Origin of the sequence: Pantoea sp. GL120224-02 (assembly GCF_900215395.1) — a bacterium.
GTDB lineage: Bacteria > Pseudomonadota > Gammaproteobacteria > Enterobacterales > Enterobacteriaceae > Pantoea > Pantoea communis.
On the sequence record NZ_OBEC01000003.1, the window covers coordinates 407,815 to 426,725 of the forward strand.

The 18,911-nt window shown below is 52.8% G+C and carries 16 protein-coding genes; 7 read left to right on the forward strand and 9 right to left on the reverse strand.

Annotated features, from left to right (window positions below):
• Nucleotides 1-17 precede the first annotated feature (17 nt).
• The 8 genes from CRO33_RS08995 to CRO33_RS09030 form a co-directional block, all read right to left on the reverse strand.
• Complete coding sequence (locus CRO33_RS08995) at nucleotides 18-632, reverse strand: ANTAR domain-containing response regulator (protein WP_097117896.1); 615 nt, start codon at nucleotides 630-632, stop codon at nucleotides 18-20.
• Entirely contained in the window at nucleotides 629-1,783 is a 1,155-nt protein-coding gene (locus CRO33_RS09000) for a transporter substrate-binding domain-containing protein (RefSeq protein WP_097117897.1), read from the reverse strand. The genes CRO33_RS08995 and CRO33_RS09000 overlap by 4 nt, the downstream gene beginning before the upstream one ends.
• A 140-nt stretch (nucleotides 1,784-1,923) precedes the next feature.
• The gene (locus CRO33_RS09005; protein WP_097117898.1) at nucleotides 1,924-3,630 is read right to left on the reverse strand and encodes a nitrilase-related carbon-nitrogen hydrolase; all 1,707 of its coding nucleotides are present in this window, start codon (nucleotides 3,628-3,630) and stop codon (nucleotides 1,924-1,926) included.
• The gene (locus CRO33_RS09010; RefSeq protein WP_097117943.1) at nucleotides 3,630-5,123 is read right to left on the reverse strand and encodes a purine-cytosine permease family protein; all 1,494 of its coding nucleotides are present in this window, start codon (nucleotides 5,121-5,123) and stop codon (nucleotides 3,630-3,632) included. Before CRO33_RS09010 ends, CRO33_RS09005 begins: the two co-directional genes overlap by 1 nt.
• A 396-nt stretch (nucleotides 5,124-5,519) precedes the next feature.
• Nucleotides 5,520-6,986: a pyridoxal phosphate-dependent decarboxylase family protein gene (locus tag CRO33_RS09015; RefSeq protein WP_097117899.1), complete on the reverse strand. Its 1,467-nt coding sequence runs from the start codon at nucleotides 6,984-6,986 to the stop codon at nucleotides 5,520-5,522.
• Nucleotides 6,987-6,998: 12 nt separating this feature from the next.
• A complete protein-coding gene (locus CRO33_RS09020; protein WP_034829839.1) occupies nucleotides 6,999-8,381 on the reverse strand; it encodes a diaminobutyrate--2-oxoglutarate transaminase in 1,383 nt (460 codons plus the stop codon).
• Between the two features lie 215 nt (nucleotides 8,382-8,596).
• Complete coding sequence (locus CRO33_RS09025; RefSeq protein WP_097117900.1) at nucleotides 8,597-9,361, reverse strand: prepilin peptidase; 765 nt, start codon at nucleotides 9,359-9,361, stop codon at nucleotides 8,597-8,599.
• Between the two features lie 162 nt (nucleotides 9,362-9,523).
• On the reverse strand, nucleotides 9,524-9,739 hold the full coding sequence (locus tag CRO33_RS09030) for a hypothetical protein (RefSeq protein WP_097117901.1): 216 nt from the start codon (nucleotides 9,737-9,739) through the stop codon (nucleotides 9,524-9,526).
• Nucleotides 9,740-10,255: 516 nt separating this feature from the next.
• On the opposite strand from CRO33_RS09030, the gene arnB reads away from it, so the two are divergent.
• The 7 genes from arnB to arnF are packed head-to-tail and all read left to right on the forward strand — an operon-like array spanning nucleotide 10,256 to nucleotide 17,634.
• Nucleotides 10,256-11,392 carry a UDP-4-amino-4-deoxy-L-arabinose aminotransferase gene (gene arnB, locus CRO33_RS09035; protein ID WP_097117902.1) on the forward strand — a complete coding sequence of 379 codons (1,137 nt, stop codon included), beginning with the start codon at nucleotides 10,256-10,258 and terminating at the stop codon, nucleotides 11,390-11,392.
• A 5-nt stretch (nucleotides 11,393-11,397) separates the two neighbouring features.
• Complete coding sequence (arnC, locus tag CRO33_RS09040; protein ID WP_097117903.1) at nucleotides 11,398-12,384, forward strand: undecaprenyl-phosphate 4-deoxy-4-formamido-L-arabinose transferase; 987 nt, start codon at nucleotides 11,398-11,400, stop codon at nucleotides 12,382-12,384.
• Nucleotides 12,381-14,360: a bifunctional UDP-4-amino-4-deoxy-L-arabinose formyltransferase/UDP-glucuronic acid oxidase ArnA gene (gene arnA / locus CRO33_RS09045; RefSeq protein ID WP_097117904.1), complete on the forward strand. Its 1,980-nt coding sequence runs from the start codon at nucleotides 12,381-12,383 to the stop codon at nucleotides 14,358-14,360. Before arnC ends, arnA begins: the two co-directional genes overlap by 4 nt.
• The gene (gene arnD, locus CRO33_RS09050) at nucleotides 14,357-15,241 is read left to right on the forward strand and encodes a 4-deoxy-4-formamido-L-arabinose-phosphoundecaprenol deformylase (protein WP_097117905.1); all 885 of its coding nucleotides are present in this window, start codon (nucleotides 14,357-14,359) and stop codon (nucleotides 15,239-15,241) included. The genes arnA and arnD overlap by 4 nt, the downstream gene beginning before the upstream one ends.
• Nucleotides 15,242-15,272: 31 nt before the next feature.
• Complete coding sequence (gene arnT, locus CRO33_RS09055; protein WP_097117906.1) at nucleotides 15,273-16,934, forward strand: lipid IV(A) 4-amino-4-deoxy-L-arabinosyltransferase; 1,662 nt, start codon at nucleotides 15,273-15,275, stop codon at nucleotides 16,932-16,934.
• Complete coding sequence (gene arnE, locus CRO33_RS09060; protein WP_034829847.1) at nucleotides 16,931-17,263, forward strand: 4-amino-4-deoxy-L-arabinose-phosphoundecaprenol flippase subunit ArnE; 333 nt, start codon at nucleotides 16,931-16,933, stop codon at nucleotides 17,261-17,263. The genes arnT and arnE overlap by 4 nt, the downstream gene beginning before the upstream one ends.
• On the forward strand, nucleotides 17,260-17,634 hold the full coding sequence (arnF, locus tag CRO33_RS09065) for a 4-amino-4-deoxy-L-arabinose-phosphoundecaprenol flippase subunit ArnF (RefSeq protein WP_097117907.1): 375 nt from the start codon (nucleotides 17,260-17,262) through the stop codon (nucleotides 17,632-17,634). The genes arnE and arnF overlap by 4 nt, the downstream gene beginning before the upstream one ends.
• An 86-nt stretch (nucleotides 17,635-17,720) precedes the next feature.
• Here arnF and CRO33_RS09070 read toward each other — a convergent pair whose 3' ends face one another.
• Nucleotides 17,721-18,878, reverse strand: coding sequence for an alpha-hydroxy acid oxidase (locus CRO33_RS09070; protein ID WP_097117908.1), 1,158 nt, complete (start codon nucleotides 18,876-18,878; stop codon nucleotides 17,721-17,723).
• Nucleotides 18,879-18,911 lie beyond the last annotated feature (33 nt).

An 18,911-nucleotide genomic window follows, 5' to 3' on the forward strand; every position in this document is an offset into this window, starting at 1 on the left:
CGTTGCCTGAACCACTTTCATAATTTCTCAGCTGCCAGCGCTTTAAGCAGGTTTAACCAGGATGTTTGATTGTTAAGAAACTCGCAGCTGAGATTCTCAATCGTCATATGCTGCGCCATGGCCGCAAGACGTAGCAGGTTGTAAGCATCATCTTCCCCTAACTGAAACGCTTGCATCACCTGTATTTGCGCGGAGAACAGGTACCTGCGCGCGCGCAGACGTTCCTCCTGACGCTTAAGTTGTTGTTCCAGTTGGGCAAAACGCGCTGCACTCTCAAGCGCCAGCGTGAAGGCAGTCATCACGCCGTCGAAGCGCACCGGTTTACGCATATAGCTGTCAATTTTCTGCTCAGTTATCCACTGCAGTCGCGAAGGTGTTTCCATCGCGGTGAGCGCAATTTTAGGTAAGGGCGGCCAGGGCAATTTGTTAGTGGGATGAAACAGCGCTGGGTTGTCGCCATCGAACACCAGTAACTGTTGCCCGACTAGCTGCTCTACATCTGGGAAGGCCGGGAAAAATTCTCCCCGAATGCCCATACGGGAAAATTGTTGCTCCAGGTGATGATTATCACGATCCGCACAGCCCATTACGCACACTTTGAGTCCGCGCATTTGCACGTTTTTTCGGCTCATGTGCGCTCTCCATCCTGATTCAGATTATCGAGATCGGTCCATGCTAACCAGGGATCAGGCTTTACCGGTTGTGGTGCCTGCCAAAAACTTTCTAGCTTGCCATCATGACAGCGCGCCAGATGCGGCGTCAGCCAGCTGTGATTATTATCGGCATCAATTCGGATCGGTCCGGCGGGGGAATCCATCTCATCTTTAAGCACGGCAGCACGCACGGCCTCAACGTCAGCATCACCTTGACGGTTGATAGCGCGCGCCAGCAGGTGTCCCGCCAACCAGGCACTTTGGCTGTCAACGGAGGGGGACACGTCTTCGCCAAAACGCTGGCGGTAGCAGCGTAAAAAATCGTGGTTGGCGGCACTGTCGATGGACTGAAACCAACTCGCTGAGACAAGATATCCTTCAAGAGCTTCTGCGCCAATCATGTTCACTTCCGGCTCGCACAGCGTCAGGCTTAATTTTAATACGTCATTGAGCCAGGGCTGCTGATGGCTGGCCCGATGCCAGGCACGGTAGAAACTGTACGCACTTTTTCCCACCATGGTGTTGAGTAGCACCCTGGGCCGCTGCGCGATAATATCGGTAATCAGCTCAACGACATTCTCTTCACCGAGCGGCAGTAACTTGCTGGCTAATACTTCGCCACCAGCCGGGATGACCGCTTCACGCGTGATGCGATCCATCTCCCATGACCAGACGTAATTCGACCCCACGTGATACATCGCGACATTCTGCTGCTGCAACAGCCAGTTCAGAAGCGGCAACACATGCTGATTGGGCGTCGCCCCCAGATAAATTACGCTGTTACTGCTTTCAAAACCTTCATAGCGTGCGGAGTGCCACAGCAGAGCGTTGGCAGATTCGATGAGCGGGAGAATGGTTTTGCGGGCCGCTGACGTGTAGCAACCAATCACATGACGTACACCGTGGCGAAAAAGTAAGTCGTGGCAGTCGTCATAATATTTATCCAGCGAACCGCCAGGGTCACGCACCACTGGCGCGAGGGTGAAGTGATAATCAGGGTTGGCGTTAATCTCTTCAATCGCCAGCAGGATGCCGTTGAGCATTTCGCGGCCGATCACGGCATAATCGCCGGATACGGAGTAAAGGATGCCAATCGGAATGACACTCTTTGGCGGTGGTGTGGCAGACATAGAGTCTCCTGGTGATTAAACGTCTTTCCTGTTCTGGCGGCAGGGTGGCCGCCAGAACATAACGACATACATCAGCTTTAATAAGAGCGACTGTTGCACCGTTGAAGACCACGACAGTCATAACAGGCCGCTCCTTGTGTTTACTGGCTGGACGGCAACACCAGTGGGGTGTAATAGTGCGGCTGGCGCATCAATACCAAATCCTTTCGTCTCACTACATGATTAGGATATGCGGTTTCCGCTGACCCGGTAGTCATATCCAGCACCGCCAAGCCATCCGTGCCCGGCACTTTGATTTCGGTACGTGGAAACGCAAACGTATCCGGGCCAAACACACCGCTCAGCCCAAAACTCATGCCGGTCGCGGGTGTCCAGTTGGCAAAGGCCAGCCAGACATTATTCTCGCCCGCGCGTACGCGAGGTAATAGCCAGTGATACGGGTCGGCACCGCGCGGAATCGGCCAGGCGTGCGGGATCTCCGTCCCCGTATGCGCCAGCGGGATCGGCGTGTTGAGCAGGGCGGGACAGGCGATGATGTCGCACCCTTCCAGTGCCAGAATGCGTGCTGCCTCTGGTACCAGCAAATCTTCACCCAGCAGAATTCCCACGCGTCCACAGGGTAGATCGCAGGTCACCCATTGATTGCCTGCACTGGCCCATTGCTTATCGTTTTCGCTAAGGTGAATTTGTCGATAGTGCGCGCTCAATCCCGCGCTGCTTACCAATAGCGCACTGTTATAAAACTGCTGACCTTCGCATTCGGCAAATCCAGTTAACAACGCGATATCCAGTTCAATCGCCAGTTTCAGCAGGCTCTGAATTGGCGCATCGTTTAGCGTAAGCGCATTATTCTTACCTTCGCCCCCTGTCAGCGCTCGTTCTGGCAAAATCAGCAGTTCAGCACCGCGTGATTTTGCCTGTTCGGCCCAATGACGGATCACCGAAAGATTTTCAGCAATGTTATTGGCTGGATGAAACTGCGCTACAGCGATACGTGAATCTTTGGCGGCAGGCAGGGGATCGCCGCCGTACAAGCCAAAGAAATCCTGCGGATTCCACATAAAGGTATTGGTCATCAGGCGCTGATACAGCTCAGGGCGTCGTTTGCGCAGTGAAGGATTCTCCGCAGACAGCGTTAACTCGGCTGCTATCACGCCATCGCCGCTATCACGGCTAGCCAGAACGATGCCATTCTGGTCAACGATACAGCTGCCGCCGCTGAACTGTACGCCGCGCTCCCAGCCCCAACGATTACTTTCAATTAAGGCGCAGCCATTCTCCCAACCGCGATTTAACCAGTAGGGCGCGGGTGTCCGTTCAGCCAACCAGTTACTGATATGACAGATAATTTGCGCGCCGCCTAACGCCGCCAGGCGAGCGGTTTCGATAAAATGGATATCCATGCAAATCAGCAAGGCGATATTACCAATTTCGGTGGCAAAGACCTGATGCCCGGCATCACCGTTGGCAGCCCACTTGGGTTCAGAAATATAAGGGTGGGTTTTGCGATGAACGCCAATCACACCTTGCGGGCCGACTAAAACAGCACTGTTGTAATAGATTTCTGTGACAGGGTCACGCTCCGGCATACCAAACACCAGATAACATTGGAACTCCCGTGCGATAGCAGCGAAAGCCTGACTGGTCACGCCATCAGCGGTTTCTACAAAAGGTGCAACTTCCGCACGATCCTGCCAGCAATAACCGGTGGTAGCCATTTCCGGCATGACAATTAATCGCGCGCCATCACGGGCCGCCTGGCTGGCAAGTTGCAGCAGATGAGTGACGTTTTCATCTTTGCGAAATTGCGTGGGTTCAAACTGAATTGTGGCAACCTTAACGTTCATTATTCAGCCTCCTTACTCAGCAATGGATTGAAGACGGGCTTTGGTCCCTGATAGGCATCAGAAGGTTTCCAGTTGGTCTGCATATCTTGCGGGAACGTCTTGAAGTAATAGCGACCGCGCGTAGCGACGCTGATTGCAACGTGCAGCAGAGGCCCCACCAGCATGGCGATGAACGACGCGTACACCATAGGATAAACACCGAGTACGCCAGCGGCACCAATGGCCACCGCAACGCAAAGGGCAATGACGCCACTTGGGTTCCACATCCGCAGATACTCTTTGCGGAATTCGACAAAATCAGACGGCGCAAGGTGCAACACTTTGCGGCAGACATAATAGTCAGCGAGTATTATGAACACCCAGGTATTGGTCAGAATGCCGGTAATCGACAGGAAAGTACCGGTGTACTGCAGAATGTTGCAGACGTAGAACACCACGCCGAGCAGCCAGACCAGCAGCATCCACCATTGACGGCCTGGACGATAGTTAAACGCCATATCCATGGTATTCGACAATGCGATGGATCCGGAGTAGAGGTTCAGCACGTTAATACGAATCTGTGTAATCACAGCAAACAGCACGCCGGTCAGCCCAATAATCAGCGGGAAGACGAAGCCTGGATCTAATGCCAGTGACCAGACATCCTCTCCCTGAATGTGTGGCATCAGGGTATAGGCCATAAACGCGCCGAACAGCATCACCACTACAATCGGAATCAGCATACCCAGCATGATAGTCGCCGTGCCTTTATGGCTGACGCCGGGACGAGCGAAGCGGCCATAATCAGTCGCCATCAGGCCCTGAAACACAATTTGTCCATTGGCCATGTTCATCACTAACCACAGCGCATTGCTGTCGACTTCCGCTTTAGGCTGCCAGCCACCGAAGCCCACCGACGGATAATGGTGCGTGAGTTGCCAGATGCAGAAACCGAACAGCAAGATGAAGATCGGCACGCCCCAGGTTTGCAGGAACTGCATCGACGACATGCCTTTCCAAACAAACCAGATTGCCGCCAATCCCATTAATGCAAAAATCGCAATGCCCGTGAAGGAGTTAACCGGGACGCCCGCATAGTTCGCAATGGCATGCGACACGATGGTGCCTTCGAACAAGAAGTAAAAGATGAAGTTGATGGCATAGATTAGCGAGGTAAAAGCCGACCCCATATATCCGAAGCCCAGGCCTCGCGTCATCAGATTGAGCGACAGGCCTTCTTTACTGGCCATTTTCATAATGCAGGAGCCAATTAAGGTCGCAAACACCACCATATATCCAATCGGTAATAGCAGCAGCGGCCAGCCGACCTGATAGCTCATATCCGCGCCGAGGCTGAACCAAAACATGGCGGTCGAGTTTCCCAGTAACACTAAAATGATGGCCGGGATCGGCCAGCGATAGTGGGAGGGAACACGCCCAACGGCATAATCTTCCACGGCTTCCGCTTCGGTGATGTCTTGAGGTCCCTGAAACCACGCTTTTAACTTGCTCATAATTTTACTCCAATAAAAAAGCCCCGCCGACAGCATTGCCGGTGGGGCTTCTTCGCCTGAATTCGATGTATTGGAGTGGCAGAGTGCCACAAACCGCTTACCAGACTTCGGCGCCTGTTCCTGACATGCAGGATGCGGTTGACAGTAATAAGCAATTACCGTGCCAGAGGGTAAATGAGAGTGTTTCAACACCTGATAGGCAGTTTTCCACGTGATCGAGCCTTATGACGGTGCAACTTGCACCGTCATTGATCGTGCTAACGTTATCTGCCAATCAACCAAATGGGTTGTTATTCGAGAGGGATGAGTGAGCAAAAATGAACGGGCTGGGCAATTGACAGGCAATAAAAAAGCCGATGACTGTTGCCAGTTATCGGCTTTTCGTTTGAAGCGAAATTACGCGTTCAGCAACTGATTCGCGGTTTTCTCCACCAGCGCCAGCAAGACTTTGATGTCTTCCAGCGTCACGGTTGGGTTCAGCAGCGTCAGTTTCAGGCAGGTAACGCCCTGGTTTTCAGTCACGCCAACGTTAGCGCGGCCTGAATCCAGCAGAGCATCGCCGATGCGCTGGTTGAACAGAGCAATCTGCGCGGTATCGGTCAGCTGCTCTGGACGATAGCGGAACAGCACGCTTGCCAGTTGTGGCTGCATCACCAGCTCAAGGCGTGGTTCTGACGCAACAAACTTCGCCACTTCCTGTGCCAGCGTCACACCGTGGTCGATGATCGCGGCATACTGTTTCTGGCCCAACGCTTCCAGACCCATCCACAGTTTCAATGCATCGAAACGACGCGTGGTCTGCAGAGATTTTGAAACCAGGTTAGGAACACCGGCTTCTTCATCGAACTCAGAGTTCAGGTAAGCCGCCTGATAACGCATCAGCTCATAGTGACGCTCGTCTTTCAACAGGAATGCGCCACAGCTGATGGTCTGGAAATACTGTTTGTGGAAGTCGAGAGTCACCGAATCCACTAACTCCAGGCCGTCCAGATAGTCACGATACTTTTCAGACAGCAGCAGTGCACCGCCCCAGGCTGCATCGACATGCATCCAAATGTTGTGCTCAGCCGCGATGCCCGCGATTTCGCGAAGTGGATCAATCGCACCCGCATCGGTAGTACCAGCCGTCGCGACAATCGCCAAAATCTGCTCGCCATTGGCTTCGGCCTGCGCCAGTTTGGCTTTCAGGTCGTTAACGTCCATGCGTGCGAACTGGTCAGACTTCACCTGCACCACAGAATTGTAGCCGTGGCCAAGCAGCGCCATGTTTTTCTGTACCGAGAAGTGAGCGTTCTCAGAACACAACACTTTGATCTTACGCAGATCGCCAGTGATGCCGTCCAACTGCACTGAATGACCTTGACGCTGATAGAACGCATCACGCGCCAGCATCAGACCCATCAGGTTGCTTTGGGTGCCACCACTGGTGAACACGCCAGCATCGCCTGCTGGGTAACCCACCTGTGCACGCAACCATTCGATCAGTTTGACCTCAATGATGGTGGCAGAAGGGCTCTGATCCCATGAGTCCATACTCTGGTTGGTGGCGTTGATCAACACTTCGGCAGCCTGGCTAACCACCAGGCTAGGGCAGTGCAAGTGCGCCACACATTGTGGGTGGTGCACTGACAGGCTGTCTTTCAGGAAATACTCAATCGCGCGTTCAATCGCGGCCTGGTTACCCAGGCCGTTTGGATTGAAGTCGAGCGTGATACGCTCGCGCAGTTCGGCAACGCTTTTGCCTTGATACATCTCAGGCTGTTGCAGCCACTGCACAACCGCGGCGCTGCTTTGGGCAATCGCCTGCTGGTACGCCTCAATGCTTTGTGCAGAGGCGGCCAGAATCGGGTTTACTTCAGACATTTACTCTTCCAATCAAACAGGTTTGACGCCAGCGCCAATCAGCGCCTGCTCAAATTTATCCAGGAAAATCGCCAGCTCTTCGTTGGTGATCAGCAGTGACGGCAACAGACGCAGTACTGCACCGTGACGACCGCCACGCTCCAGAATCAGACCTGCTTCGAAGCACTTCTTCTGCAGCAGTGCAGAAAGTTCACCATCAGCCGGCAGGCTACCCATATGGTCAGCCGCTTCGTTTGGTTTAACGATCTCGATACCGATCATCATGCCCAGACCGCGGATGTGGCCGATAACCGGGAAGCGTTTCTGCATCTCAGCCAGCTGTGCTTTCAGCCATTCACCTTGTTCAGCCACTTTACCGGCGATGTTCTGCTCGGTCAGGACTTTCAGAGTGGCCAGACCGGTTGCCATCGCCAGTTGGTTGCCGCGGAAGGTACCGGTATGGTGACCTGGAGACCAGGCGTCGAACTGCTTTTTGATACCCAGAACAGCCAGTGGCAGACCACCGCCTACTGCTTTAGACATCACGATAATATCTGGCTCAATGCCTGCGTGTTCGAAGGCAAAGAATTTGCCGGTACGGGCAAAGCCTGCCTGAACTTCATCAAGAATCAGCAGAATACCGTGTTCCTGAGTGACTTTACGGATGCGCTGCAGCCACTCGACCGGAGCAGGGTTCACACCGCCTTCACCCTGAACGGCTTCCAGGATAACGGCTGCAGGCTTGCGCACGCCGCTTTCCACGTCGTTGATCAGGTTTTCGAAGTAGTAAGTCAGGGCTTTCACACCCGCTTCACCGCCGAGACCCAGTGGGCAACGGTACAGATGCGGGTAAGGCATGAACTGCACTTCTGGCATCATGCCGTTAACGGCTTCTTTCGGTGACAGGTTGCCAGTCACAGCCAGCGCACCATGAGTCATACCATGGTAACCACCAGAGAAGCTGATCACGCCGCTACGGCCAGTGACTTTCTTCGCCAGCTTCAGTGCTGCTTCAACCGCATCCGCACCGGAAGGACCGGTGAACTGCAGGCAATATTCTTTACCCTGGCCAGGCAGCAGCGAGAGCAGAGATTCTGAGAATTGATCTTTCAGAGGTGTCGTCAGATCAAGAGTATGTAACGGCAAGCCGCTGGTAATGACATTTTGGATGCTCTGCAGAACATCAGGATGGTTATGACCAAGTGCCAGCGTCCCTGCGCCAGCCAGGCAGTCAAGATATTGTTTATTCTCGACATCTGTGATCCACACGCCGTTGGCTTTGGCAATCGCTAAAGGCAACTTGCGCGGGTAGCTCCTGACGTTTGATTCAAACTCAGCCTGACGGGCTAAGAAAGCGTCGTTGTTTCCATTGAATGCGTTGGCACCAAAATTATCAATACGGACTTTATCCGTCATCATATCTCTCCTTCAACCGGGGCTCGTGATGGCTGGCCGATTGACTAATTGAACAAAAAAGTATCAGTGGTTTAAAAAACGCGGCCAATATAGAGCCTTTTGACGTACATCACAATGATTTATTTTGTTTAGATTTGTTTATTCTTTTCATATAGGAATCAGGGCGTTGGCCACTAATTGGCCGGCTATTTTAGCGCCAGCAGATGAAGTGGTTATTAAATAATCGTGTTAATAAAAAGACTTATGCCCGCCAGAGCAATCCAGGGACCAAAAGCAAGGGGTTGAGAGAGGTCACGTTGCCAGCCAATACTGGCGAAAAATAGTGCGCAAATTGCGCCACTACAAGCTAGCAAAAGCACATAGGGTAAAAGTGCCCAACCCAGCCAGGCGCCTAATGCCGCCACTAACTTTGCATCGCCCATACCCAGTGCTAATTTACCACTAACACATTGATATAAATGGCTGATTAACCAAAGTGCGCTGTAACCTGAAACCACGCCAAACACGGCATCATTGAGTGAGCCCGGTAGCCATCCGACTGCTTTTAATAATAGTCCAAACCACAGCAATGGCAGGGTGATCACATCCGGCAACAAATAATGGTCAATATCGATCAGCGATAGGGTTAGCAGCGCCCAAAACAGCAGGAGCGTGATGGCGAAATGTCCATCAGCAGGAAACAAGAAGACGAGGATGAGGCTGACCGATGAGCTGAAAAATTCGACCACGGGATAACGTGCACTGATTGCAGAGTGACAATCTCGACATTGACCTCGTAAAAGCAGCCAGCTGATCACGGGCAGCAAATCCCGCCAGTGCAGCGCCTGTTTGCATTTCGGGCAGTGTGAAGCGGGCCGCCACAAACTTATCTGCGCTTCCGAATGCAGCCATTGTCTGGGCAGTCGATAAACCACGACATTAATGAAGCTGCCAACGCTTGAACCTAACACCCACACGACTATCCATAACGTCCACTCCATGATTAACCTCGGCGATCCCTTTGCATGAGCCAGGAGACGCTACGCTCGAATGTTAAAGTTAGCGAGTTCGAACAGGGTATTACATAGTTTATCAGTGAGATTTCAGAGCAGATTCAACAATCCAACCGTAAAAACGTAGAGCATAAGGGGCAGGAACAGCAGTCAGAGAGAGGACTGCTGTTTGAACATTTGAATGGCTTCCTGAACGTTGCTGGTGGCCAGTGACATCACGCGGTCATTGTTGAGAAAAACGTCATAATGGCCTGCGTTGTAGCGAAACACATACATGTCACCGCGAAAACGCAAACCTTTGGTTTTCACCCCGATATGGTGGCGGCGCAGCGCTGCCTGAGCGAGTCTGTCGGCTCCTGTATTCATTGCGTATCCTCCTCCATTTATATGCCATTTGATTTCCCAACATAGAGTAAGATTTGAATATTAATTTAACCTTAAGAACAGTATAGGTTGAATTTTTATCGTTATGTTTATTATTGATTTAAATAGAAACTTCCCATTCCTCCTTTCGTATGTCTTGCGGTGGTTAACCTATTTTGAATCTTTAATGAAAGATTGATGAATATTCTTTTTACAACGACATTACCAGCCAGATTCTTCTACCGATCATCAACATTTAAGAAATAACTCATCTTGTCTTACTGCCATTTAATGTTCCGTTAAGTTTTCCTCCGTATTTTGTTCTACGAGGCAATATGACAGGTGTGCTTAAGTTTTTTGCGCCAGATTAAAGAATTAACAGTTCGTGCTACCGAATTGGTTCCGCTTAATCTACGTTTAAACAGCAAGTTACTGGATGTTGTTGAGAAACTTTATGATTGCACACTGCAACTGGCCCTATTGCAGGCAACTTTGGGTTTGAAACGGTAAGGTAAACTTATGACTTTTCTTCCATTCTCGCGTCCCTCATTAGGCGAGGAAGAGTTAGCAGCGGTAAAAGCGGTATTTGAATCTGGCTGGATCACTACTGGCCCTAAAAATGCGGAACTCGAACAAGCCTTTTGCCAGTTAACCGGCAATCAACATGCGATTGCTGTCAGTTCCGCCACGGCAGGCATGCACGTCACGCTTCTTGCGTTAAATATTCAACCCGGTGATGAGGTTATTACCCCTTCGCTGACGTGGGTGTCGACGATTAATATCATCACGTTGCTTGGCGCAACCCCGGTGATGATTGATATTGATCGCGATACGCTGATGGTCACTCCTGAGCAAATTGAAGCAGCGATTACGCCTCGCACCCGTGCCATTATTCCAGTGCATTATGCCGGGGCACCTGCGGATATTGATGCGATTCGCGCAATCGGTGAGCGCCAAGGCATTGCAGTCATAGAAGATGCTGCACATGCCGCAGGTTGTTACTACAAAGGTCAGCACGTTGGCCAGCAAGGTACGGCCATTTTCTCCTTCCATGCCATTAAGAATATGACTTGTGCCGAGGGCGGTTTGATCGTCACCGATGACGCTGAACTTGCCGATTGTATGCGCAGCCTGAAATTCCATGGCTTGGGTGTGGATGCCTATGACCGCCATACCCATGGGCGCAAACCGCAGGCTGAAGTGATCATGCCAGGTTTCAAATACAACTTGCCAGATATCAGCGCGGCGATTGCGCTGGTGCAGTTAAACAAATTGGCTGCCATTAATACGCGTCGTGCTGAGATTGCGCAGCGTTATCTGATCGAGCTGGCGGATACCCCTTTCTTACCGCTCGCTCAGCCTGAATGGTCTCATCAACATGCCTGGCATCTGTTTATCATCCGCGCCGATGAAGCCACCTGCGGTTTAAGCCGCGATGCACTAATGGAAACATTGAAAAAGCAGGATATTGGTACCGGATTGCATTTCCGGGCTGCGCATACCCACAAGTATTACCGCGAACGTTATCCGCAATTTTCCTTGCCCAACACGGAATGGAATAGCGACCGCATCTGCTCAATACCGCTGTTCCCTGATATGCGCGATGAAGATGTCAGCCGCGTAATCGGTGCATTACGTCATATCGCTGGAGTTTGATTGACATGCTCGAAGAAAAAGATATTCGTAAAGTTTCCGTGGTGATCCCGGTTTACAACGAAGAGGAGAGCCTGCCAGAGTTGGTGCGTCGCACCGATGCGGCATGTGCTGTGCTGAATCTCGATTATGAGATTTTGCTGGTGGATGACGGCAGTAGCGACCGCTCAGGTGAGATGATCGCCGATGCCGCTGACATGCCCGGAAGCCATGTGGTCGGCGTATTGCTGAACCGCAACTATGGACAACACTCGGCAATCATGGCCGGTTTTAGCCATGTATCAGGCGACCTGATTATCACACTGGATGCGGATTTGCAGAATCCACCTGAAGAGATCCCCAATCTGGTGCAAGCCGCTCAGCAGGGGTATGACGTGGTCGGTACTGTGCGTCAAAATCGTCAGGACAGTTGGTTCCGTCGCCGCGCTTCCCGCACCATCAACCAGCTGATTCAACGCGTCACCGGTAAAGCGATGGGTGACTATGGCTGCATGTTACGTGCTTATCGCCGTCACATTGTCGATGCCATGCTCAACTGTCACGAGCGCAGCACTTTTATTCCTATCCTGGCCAACACCTTTGCGCGCCGCACGATTGAGCTGCCTGTCGCCCACGCCGAGCGCGAATTTGGTGATTCGAAATACAGCTTTATGAAGCTGATCAATCTGATGTATGACCTGGTGACTTGCCTGACCACCACGCCACTGCGCCTGCTGAGTATTGTCGGCAGTCTGATTGCATTGGCCGGTTTCACCTTCTCACTGGTACTGATCGTATTGCGTCTGTTTCTCGGTGCCGACTGGGCCGGAGATGGGGTGTTCATGCTGTTTGCGGTGCTGTTTATTTTTGTCGGCGCGCAATTTATCGGTATGGGCCTACTCGGCGAATACATCGGCCGAATTTACAACGACGTCCGCGCTCGTCCGCGCTACTTCATTCAACGTGTTATTAACTCGCAGAAAGATGTCTCCTCTGTACAGGAAATTGAGCAATGAAAACTATCGTCTTCGCCTATCACGATATGGGCTGTGCAGGTATTACTGCGCTGTTAAATGCGGGTTTCGAAATCAGCGCGATCTTCACCCATGCTGATTCTGCTAATGAGAACCACTTCTTTGGTTCTGTCGCCCGTTTGGCGGCAGAGCAGGGTATCGCGGTGTATGCGCCGGAAGATGCTAACCATCCTTTGTGGGTCGACCGCATTAAATCCATGGCACCGGATTACATTTTCTCCTTCTACTATCGCAATCTGCTCAATGACAGCATCCTCAGCAGCGCGCGCCTGGGCGCTTTCAACCTGCATGGTTCACTGCTGCCTAAATATCGTGGGCGCGCGCCACTTAACTGGGCGTTAGTGAATGGCGAGACTGAAACCGGCGTGACCCTGCATCGCATGGTAAAACGCGCGGATGCAGGCGATATCGTGGCACAGCAGCGTGTCGCCATTGATGAACAAGACAACGCCTTAACTCTGCATCGCAAACTGACAGCCTGTGCTACACAACTGCTGGAGCAGGCACTGCCAGCGATGAAACGTGGTGAAATTGCGGCAATTCATCAGGATCACAGCCAGGCGACGGTGGTGGGACGTCGCACACCAGAAGACGGTCGCATTAAGTGGGAACAGTCCGCACAGTCAATCAACAACCTGGTGCGTGCGGTCACCGATCCATGGCCGGGCGCATTTGCCTTCGCCGGTACTGTGAAATTTGTGGTGTGGAAAGGGCGCGTACATGTTGATGCGCCAAAAGCCAAGCCAGGCACAGTGATTTCCGTTGAACCTTTCCTGATTGCCTGCGGAGAAGGTGCCCTGGAAGTAGTAACCGGACAAAGTGAAAATGGCGTCTATATGAACGGCAGCCAACTGGCGCAGAGTCTGGGAATGGTGCCGGGCGCACTGTTGTACTCTCAGCCGGTTGCAGCCGTTAAACGTCGTACACGCGTGTTGATTCTGGGTGTGAACGGCTTCATCGGTAACCACTTGACCGAACGTTTGCTGCAGGATGACAACTTTGAAGTTTACGGTCTGGATATTGGATCGGATGCCATTAGCCGTTTCCTAGATCAGCCGCGCTTCCACTTTGTTGAAGGTGATATCAGCATTCACTCAGAGTGGATCGAGTATCACATCAAAAAATGTGATGTGGTGTTGCCATTAGTGGCGATTGCTACGCCAATTGAATACACCCGCAACCCGCTGCGCGTGTTCGAACTCGATTTTGAAGAGAACCTCAAGATCATCCGCGATTGCGTAAAATACAAAAAGCGCATCATCTTCCCTTCCACGTCAGAAGTGTACGGCATGTGCACCGATAAACACTTCGATGAAGATCACTCCAACCTGGTAGTGGGGCCGATCAATAAACAGCGCTGGATCTACTCGGTTTCCAAACAACTGCTGGACCGTGTGATCTGGGCGTACGGCGAAAAAGAAGGTCTGCGCTTCACGCTGTTCCGTCCCTTCAACTGGATGGGCCCGCGTCTCGACAACCTGAACGCTGCGCGTATTGGTAGCTCCCGTGCGATTACCCAACTGATCCTCAACCTGGTTGAAGGTTCGCCGATCAAGTTGATCGACGGTGGTGCACAGAAGCGTTGCTTCACTGACATTCGCGATGGTATCGAAGCGTTGTTCCGCATCATTGAGAACAAAAACAGCAACTGTGACGGTCAGATCGTCAACATCGGCAACCCGGAAAACGAGGCGAGCATCAAAGAGCTGGCTGAACGCCTGCTGGCAAGCTTCGAACGTCATCCGCTGCGCGACCAATTCCCGCCGTTCGCCGGTTTCCGCGAAGTAGAGAGCAGCAGCTACTACGGTAAAGGTTATCAGGACGTCGAGCATCGTAAGCCGTCAATCAAAAATGCGCGTCGCTTGCTGGACTGGACGCCGACCATTGAGATGGATACCACGATCGATAACACGCTGGATTTCTTCCTGCGCACCGTTGAGTTGCAGGATAAGCCATGAAGAAAATTGGTTTGCGCGTAGATGTTGATACCTGGCGTGGAACCAAACTCGGCGTTCCGGCGCTGCTAGAGCAGTTTAGCCTGCATCAGTTGCAGGCCAGTTTCTTCTTTAGCGTTGGGCCGGATAACATGGGGCGCCACTTGTGGCGCCTGATGAAACCGCGCTTCTTATGGAAAATGCTGCGCTCGCGCGCAGCTTCACTCTACGGCTGGGATATTTTATTGGCTGGTACGGCCTGGCCAGGACGTGAGATTGGCCGCGGTCTGGAGGAGATCATCAGCGCCACAGCCGATCATCATGAAGTCGGTCTGCACGCCTGGGATCACTTTGCCTGGCAAACCTGGGCAGGCGTGTGGTCAGAAGAAAAGTTGCTGGAACAGATTTCGCGTGGGAAAGCCGCACTGGAAGCGATTATCGGTGACGCTGTCACTTGCTCTGCCGTGGCCGGATGGCGGGCGGATGGCCGCGTTGTCGCCGCTAAGCAGACCTTCGGTTTCAGCTATAACAGTGATTGTCGTGGTACTGGACCCTTCTTGCCGCGTCTGCGTGATGGCAGCTTAGGCACGGTGCAAATCCCCGTGACATTGCCTACCTGGGATGAAGTCGTCGGACAGTCAGTTAGCGCCGCTGACTATAACGATTTCATTCTTGAGCAGATGCTCGAAGCCGAAGGATCGCCGGTGTACACCATTCATGCTGAAGTTGAAGGCATTATCGGTTCTAAGGCGTTTGGCGAGTTGTTAACCCGCGCAGAGCAACAAGGCATTCACTTCTGTCCTCTGAGCGAGTTGTTACCTGACGATCTCAGCACACTCCCGCAGGGCAATCTGGTACGTGGGCATATACCCGGACGCGAAGGCTGGCTGGGCTGCCAGCGCTAAACGTTAACAGGAAACTTTATAGGAACCACGGATGCGTACAGGCACCAAAACGGCGCTGCTCCTGGCGCTTTTCGCGCTTTATTATCTTATCCCGATCGAATTCCGCGCCTTATGGCAGCCGGATGAAACCCGCTACGCTGAAATCAGCCGTGAAATGCTGGTTAATGGCAATTGGGTGGTACCGCACTTCTTTGATTTGCGTTATTTCGAAAAGCCCATAGCGGGTTATTGGGTCAACAATATCGGCCAGCTCTTGTTTGGCCATACCAACTTCGGTGTACGCGCCGGTTCGATTTTTTGCACCACGCTCAGTGCAGTGCTGATTTATTGGCTGGGCCATCAGATGTTTGCCAGCCGGAAAATCGCACTGACCGGCAGCATCATTTTTCTCACTTCGCTTCTGGTGTATGGCATTGGCACTTACGCGGTGCTGGATCCTATTCTGCTGTTGTGGATGGTTGCCGCGATGTGCAGCTATTGGCTGGTGGCGCAAGCTTCTACTACGCAACAGCGTCTCTGCGGTTATGTGCTGCTAGGCGCAGCCTGCGCGATGGGCTTTATGACCAAGGGCTTCCTTGCGCTGGCGGTGCCGGTATTGGCGATAGTGCCCTGGGCGATTTGGCAAAAACGCTTCGGCGAGCTATTACGCTGGGGACCTTTGACGATCATCGTTGCCGCACTGCTCAGTGCGCCGTGGGCGCTGGCCATTTATCGCCAGGAAGGGGATTTCTGGCATTACTTCTTCTGGGTTGAGCATATTCAGCGCTTTGCAGAGAAAGATGCACAGCACAAAGCCCCCTTCTGGTATTACCTGCCGGTGTTGCTGGCGGGATGCCTGCCGTGGCTGGCGCTGCTGCCGGGCTCACTGATGGGCGCATGGCGCCAGCGTCGTCAACATGCGGGAGCCGTTTACCTGTTAAGTTGGGTGATCTTGCCACTGCTGTTCTTTAGCATCGCTAAAGGCAAACTGCCGACCTACATTCTGCCGTGCTTTGCACCTTTAGCACTGTTGATGGCGCATTACGCCCACAGTGGTTCTGCACAATTAGTGAAGGTGTTTAAAGTTAATGGCTGGATAAACCTGCTGTTTGGCGCCATAACCACCTTAGTCCTGTTGGTGGTGGTTGCGCCATGGGGATTGGCGCACAAGCCCGTTTATACCCATGATGAAATACTGCCGTTAATCTGTGGCGTACTGGCCTTTGCCGGCTGGGGCATTATGGGGTGGTTCAGTCTCAAACCGGGTGCCTGCCGTTGGCAACTGGCGGCGCTTTGTCCGTTAACGCTGGCGCTACTGATCGGCTTCGCGATACCGCAGAAGGTTCGTGACTCCAAACAGCCGCAGAGTTTTGTACAGGCTGTGCATCATCAACTGGCAGACAGCCGTTATCTGCTGGCTGACAATCCTGGCATCGCGGCTGCGGTGGCATGGGAAACTGAGCGCAGTGATATCACTTTCTATGATGCCAAAGGCGAACTGCAATACGGTCTTAGCTATCCCGATGCGAAAACGCGCTATGTTGATGGCGTAGCATTTGCTGACTGGCTGCGTGAACATCGTCGCCATAGCAAAGTGTCCGTGGTGATGATGCTCAACTCGGGCGAGAACGGGCCTGACCCTGCAATGCCAACGCCGGATGACGTTTATCGTCAAGGTCGACTGGTCTATTACGGTTATAACGCGACACCATGAACCTGTTGCTTATTCTTCTGGTCAGTTTGTTGAGCTGCGCCGCCCAGCTTTGTCAAAAGCAGGCGGCGTATCTGGGGATGCGCCACGGCAAGAAGCAGCTCATCTTGTGGATTGCGCTGAGCCTCTTTTTGCTCGGCGTGGCGATGTTGCTATGGCTGCTGGTATTGCGTGTGGTGCCGGTCAGCGTGGCCTATCCGATGCTGAGTCTCAACTTCGTGTTGGTGGCCATAGCAGCTAAGTTGATCTGGCGTGAGACATACACCTTGCAACAATGGTTCGGTACGCTGGCGATTGTTGCCGGGGTCGCGCTGATGGGGAGCCACCTATGAAAGGGGTGATCCTCGCACTGTGTAGCGTGCTGCTGGTGTCGCTGGCGCAATTGGTCCTGCGTGCCGCGATGCTACATTTCCCGCCATTGACTGCAATCCTTAGCCCGCAATTCTGGCAGCATCTGCAGCCGCTGCTCCTGCTCGGTCTGGGACTTGGTGCGTACGCATTATCGATGCTGTGCTGGATGCTGGCGCTACGTCATATGCAGCTTAACCGCCTCTATCCGTTGCTGAGCCTGAGTTATGTGCTGGTGTGGCTGGCAGCTATTTCGTTGCCAATGTTCGGTGAAGCCTTCCGCTGGAGCAGTTTTGCCGGTGTTGTATTGATTGTGTTTGGATTGTTGTGCGTTTCACTGCCTCGTAAACCTTAGCCGCAGAACGTTAGATGTGACCGGCGATCCCCATGGAACCAAAGCGGGGACCACATTTCGTCGACGAGCTACATGGCGTGACACTGTCACCTTATCAGGCGTAAATGCTTTTCACTGAGGTCAGCGAGCGAGGGTGCACCCAGCATGCCCAGATCGCGACTGACTTCATCAGTGATAAGGTCAATGGCCCACTCAACCCCCGATGTTCCGCCTACTGCACTTGCATAGTTAAAAGGCCTGCCAACAAAGCAGGCCCTTGCCCCCAGCGCCAATGCTTTGATGGCGTCGGTGCCACGTCGGATGCCGCTGTCCATCATCACCGTCATATTTCCCGCAGCGGTGACAATCTCGGGCAGAACACAATTCGGCGGGATCACCGTATCCAACTGACGACCGCCATGATTCGAGACCACAATGCCGTCGATGCCAATGGATCTACAGCGCAATGCATCATTTCGACTCAGAATGCCTTTAATAACCATCGCGCCCGTCCAGCGCTGACGAATATGTTCGATATGCTGCCAGGTGAGATGGCTGCGCCCACTGAAGTCACGCACGGCATTTTTGGAAAACAGCGGTGCGCCACGCACTGCGTTGTTGTTCTCGAAATAAGGTATGCCCGAGGTCAGTAAGGTTTTCAACAGCGTGCCGTAAAGCCAGCGGGGATGGGTGACGCCTTGCCACGCCAAGGCCAGACTGGGGCGGAATGGCGTGGAAAATCCGACGCGCACGTTGTTTTCCCGGTTAGCTTTGACCGGCGTATCCACCGTCACGACCAGTACGGATATGCGCGCTCGCTTGACGCGATCCACCAACGCATCAATCTCTTCCAGCGTCTTTGGCAAATAGGCCTGGAACCACATCGCCGGATTAGCCGCAGCCACGTCCTCCAGTGGAATCAACGAGGAACCGCTCATAATAAAGGGCACGTTCTTGCTCGCCGCTGCCCGCGCTAAAGCAATATCGCCCTGAAAACCGGTGATGGCAGAGATGCCCATCGGCGCAATACCCACAGGCGCCGCATAGCGATGCCCAAACAGATCTACCTCAGTATTACGTTGCGACACATCGACCATGTTTTCAGGTATCAGGCCGTAATGAGCATAGGATTGCAGAGTGTGATGGAGCGCAATGTTGTCCTCAACACCACCGGACACATAAGCGAACAGCGGATGGGGCAGACGCTTTTGGGCATATTTCTCGAAATCATTTAACGAGAGGCAACGTTGATACAGTTTGCGCATGGGCTAGCGATTCAGCTGTGAGGATAAAGAAGA

Excerpts from the sequence above, each read along its gene's own strand:
- CRO33_RS09030 (WP_097117901.1), bottom strand. The coding sequence starts at position 9,739 with ATGAATACAGGAGCCGACAGACTCGCTCAGGCAGCGCTGCGCCGCCAC.
- CRO33_RS09000 (WP_097117897.1), bottom strand. The coding sequence starts at position 1,783 with ATGTCTGCCACACCACCGCCAAAGAGTGTCATTCCGATTGGCATCCTT.
- arnD (WP_097117905.1), top strand. The coding sequence starts at position 14,357 with ATGAAGAAAATTGGTTTGCGCGTAGATGTTGATACCTGGCGTGGAACC.
- arnC (WP_097117903.1), top strand. The coding sequence starts at position 11,398 with ATGCTCGAAGAAAAAGATATTCGTAAAGTTTCCGTGGTGATCCCGGTT.
- arnB (WP_097117902.1), top strand. The coding sequence starts at position 10,256 with ATGACTTTTCTTCCATTCTCGCGTCCCTCATTAGGCGAGGAAGAGTTA.
- arnF (WP_097117907.1), top strand. The coding sequence starts at position 17,260 with ATGAAAGGGGTGATCCTCGCACTGTGTAGCGTGCTGCTGGTGTCGCTG.
- arnE (WP_034829847.1), top strand. The coding sequence starts at position 16,931 with ATGAACCTGTTGCTTATTCTTCTGGTCAGTTTGTTGAGCTGCGCCGCC.
- CRO33_RS09015 (WP_097117899.1), bottom strand. The coding sequence starts at position 6,986 with ATGTCTGAAGTAAACCCGATTCTGGCCGCCTCTGCACAAAGCATTGAG.
- CRO33_RS09020 (WP_034829839.1), bottom strand. The coding sequence starts at position 8,381 with ATGACGGATAAAGTCCGTATTGATAATTTTGGTGCCAACGCATTCAAT.
- CRO33_RS09005 (WP_097117898.1), bottom strand. The coding sequence starts at position 3,630 with ATGAACGTTAAGGTTGCCACAATTCAGTTTGAACCCACGCAATTTCGC.
- arnT (WP_097117906.1), top strand. The coding sequence starts at position 15,273 with ATGCGTACAGGCACCAAAACGGCGCTGCTCCTGGCGCTTTTCGCGCTT.
- CRO33_RS09025 (WP_097117900.1), bottom strand. The coding sequence starts at position 9,361 with ATGGAGTGGACGTTATGGATAGTCGTGTGGGTGTTAGGTTCAAGCGTT.
- CRO33_RS09010 (WP_097117943.1), bottom strand. The coding sequence starts at position 5,123 with ATGAGCAAGTTAAAAGCGTGGTTTCAGGGACCTCAAGACATCACCGAA.
- CRO33_RS09070 (WP_097117908.1), bottom strand. The coding sequence starts at position 18,878 with ATGCGCAAACTGTATCAACGTTGCCTCTCGTTAAATGATTTCGAGAAA.
- CRO33_RS08995 (WP_097117896.1), bottom strand. The coding sequence starts at position 632 with ATGAGCCGAAAAAACGTGCAAATGCGCGGACTCAAAGTGTGCGTAATG.
- arnA (WP_097117904.1), top strand. The coding sequence starts at position 12,381 with ATGAAAACTATCGTCTTCGCCTATCACGATATGGGCTGTGCAGGTATT.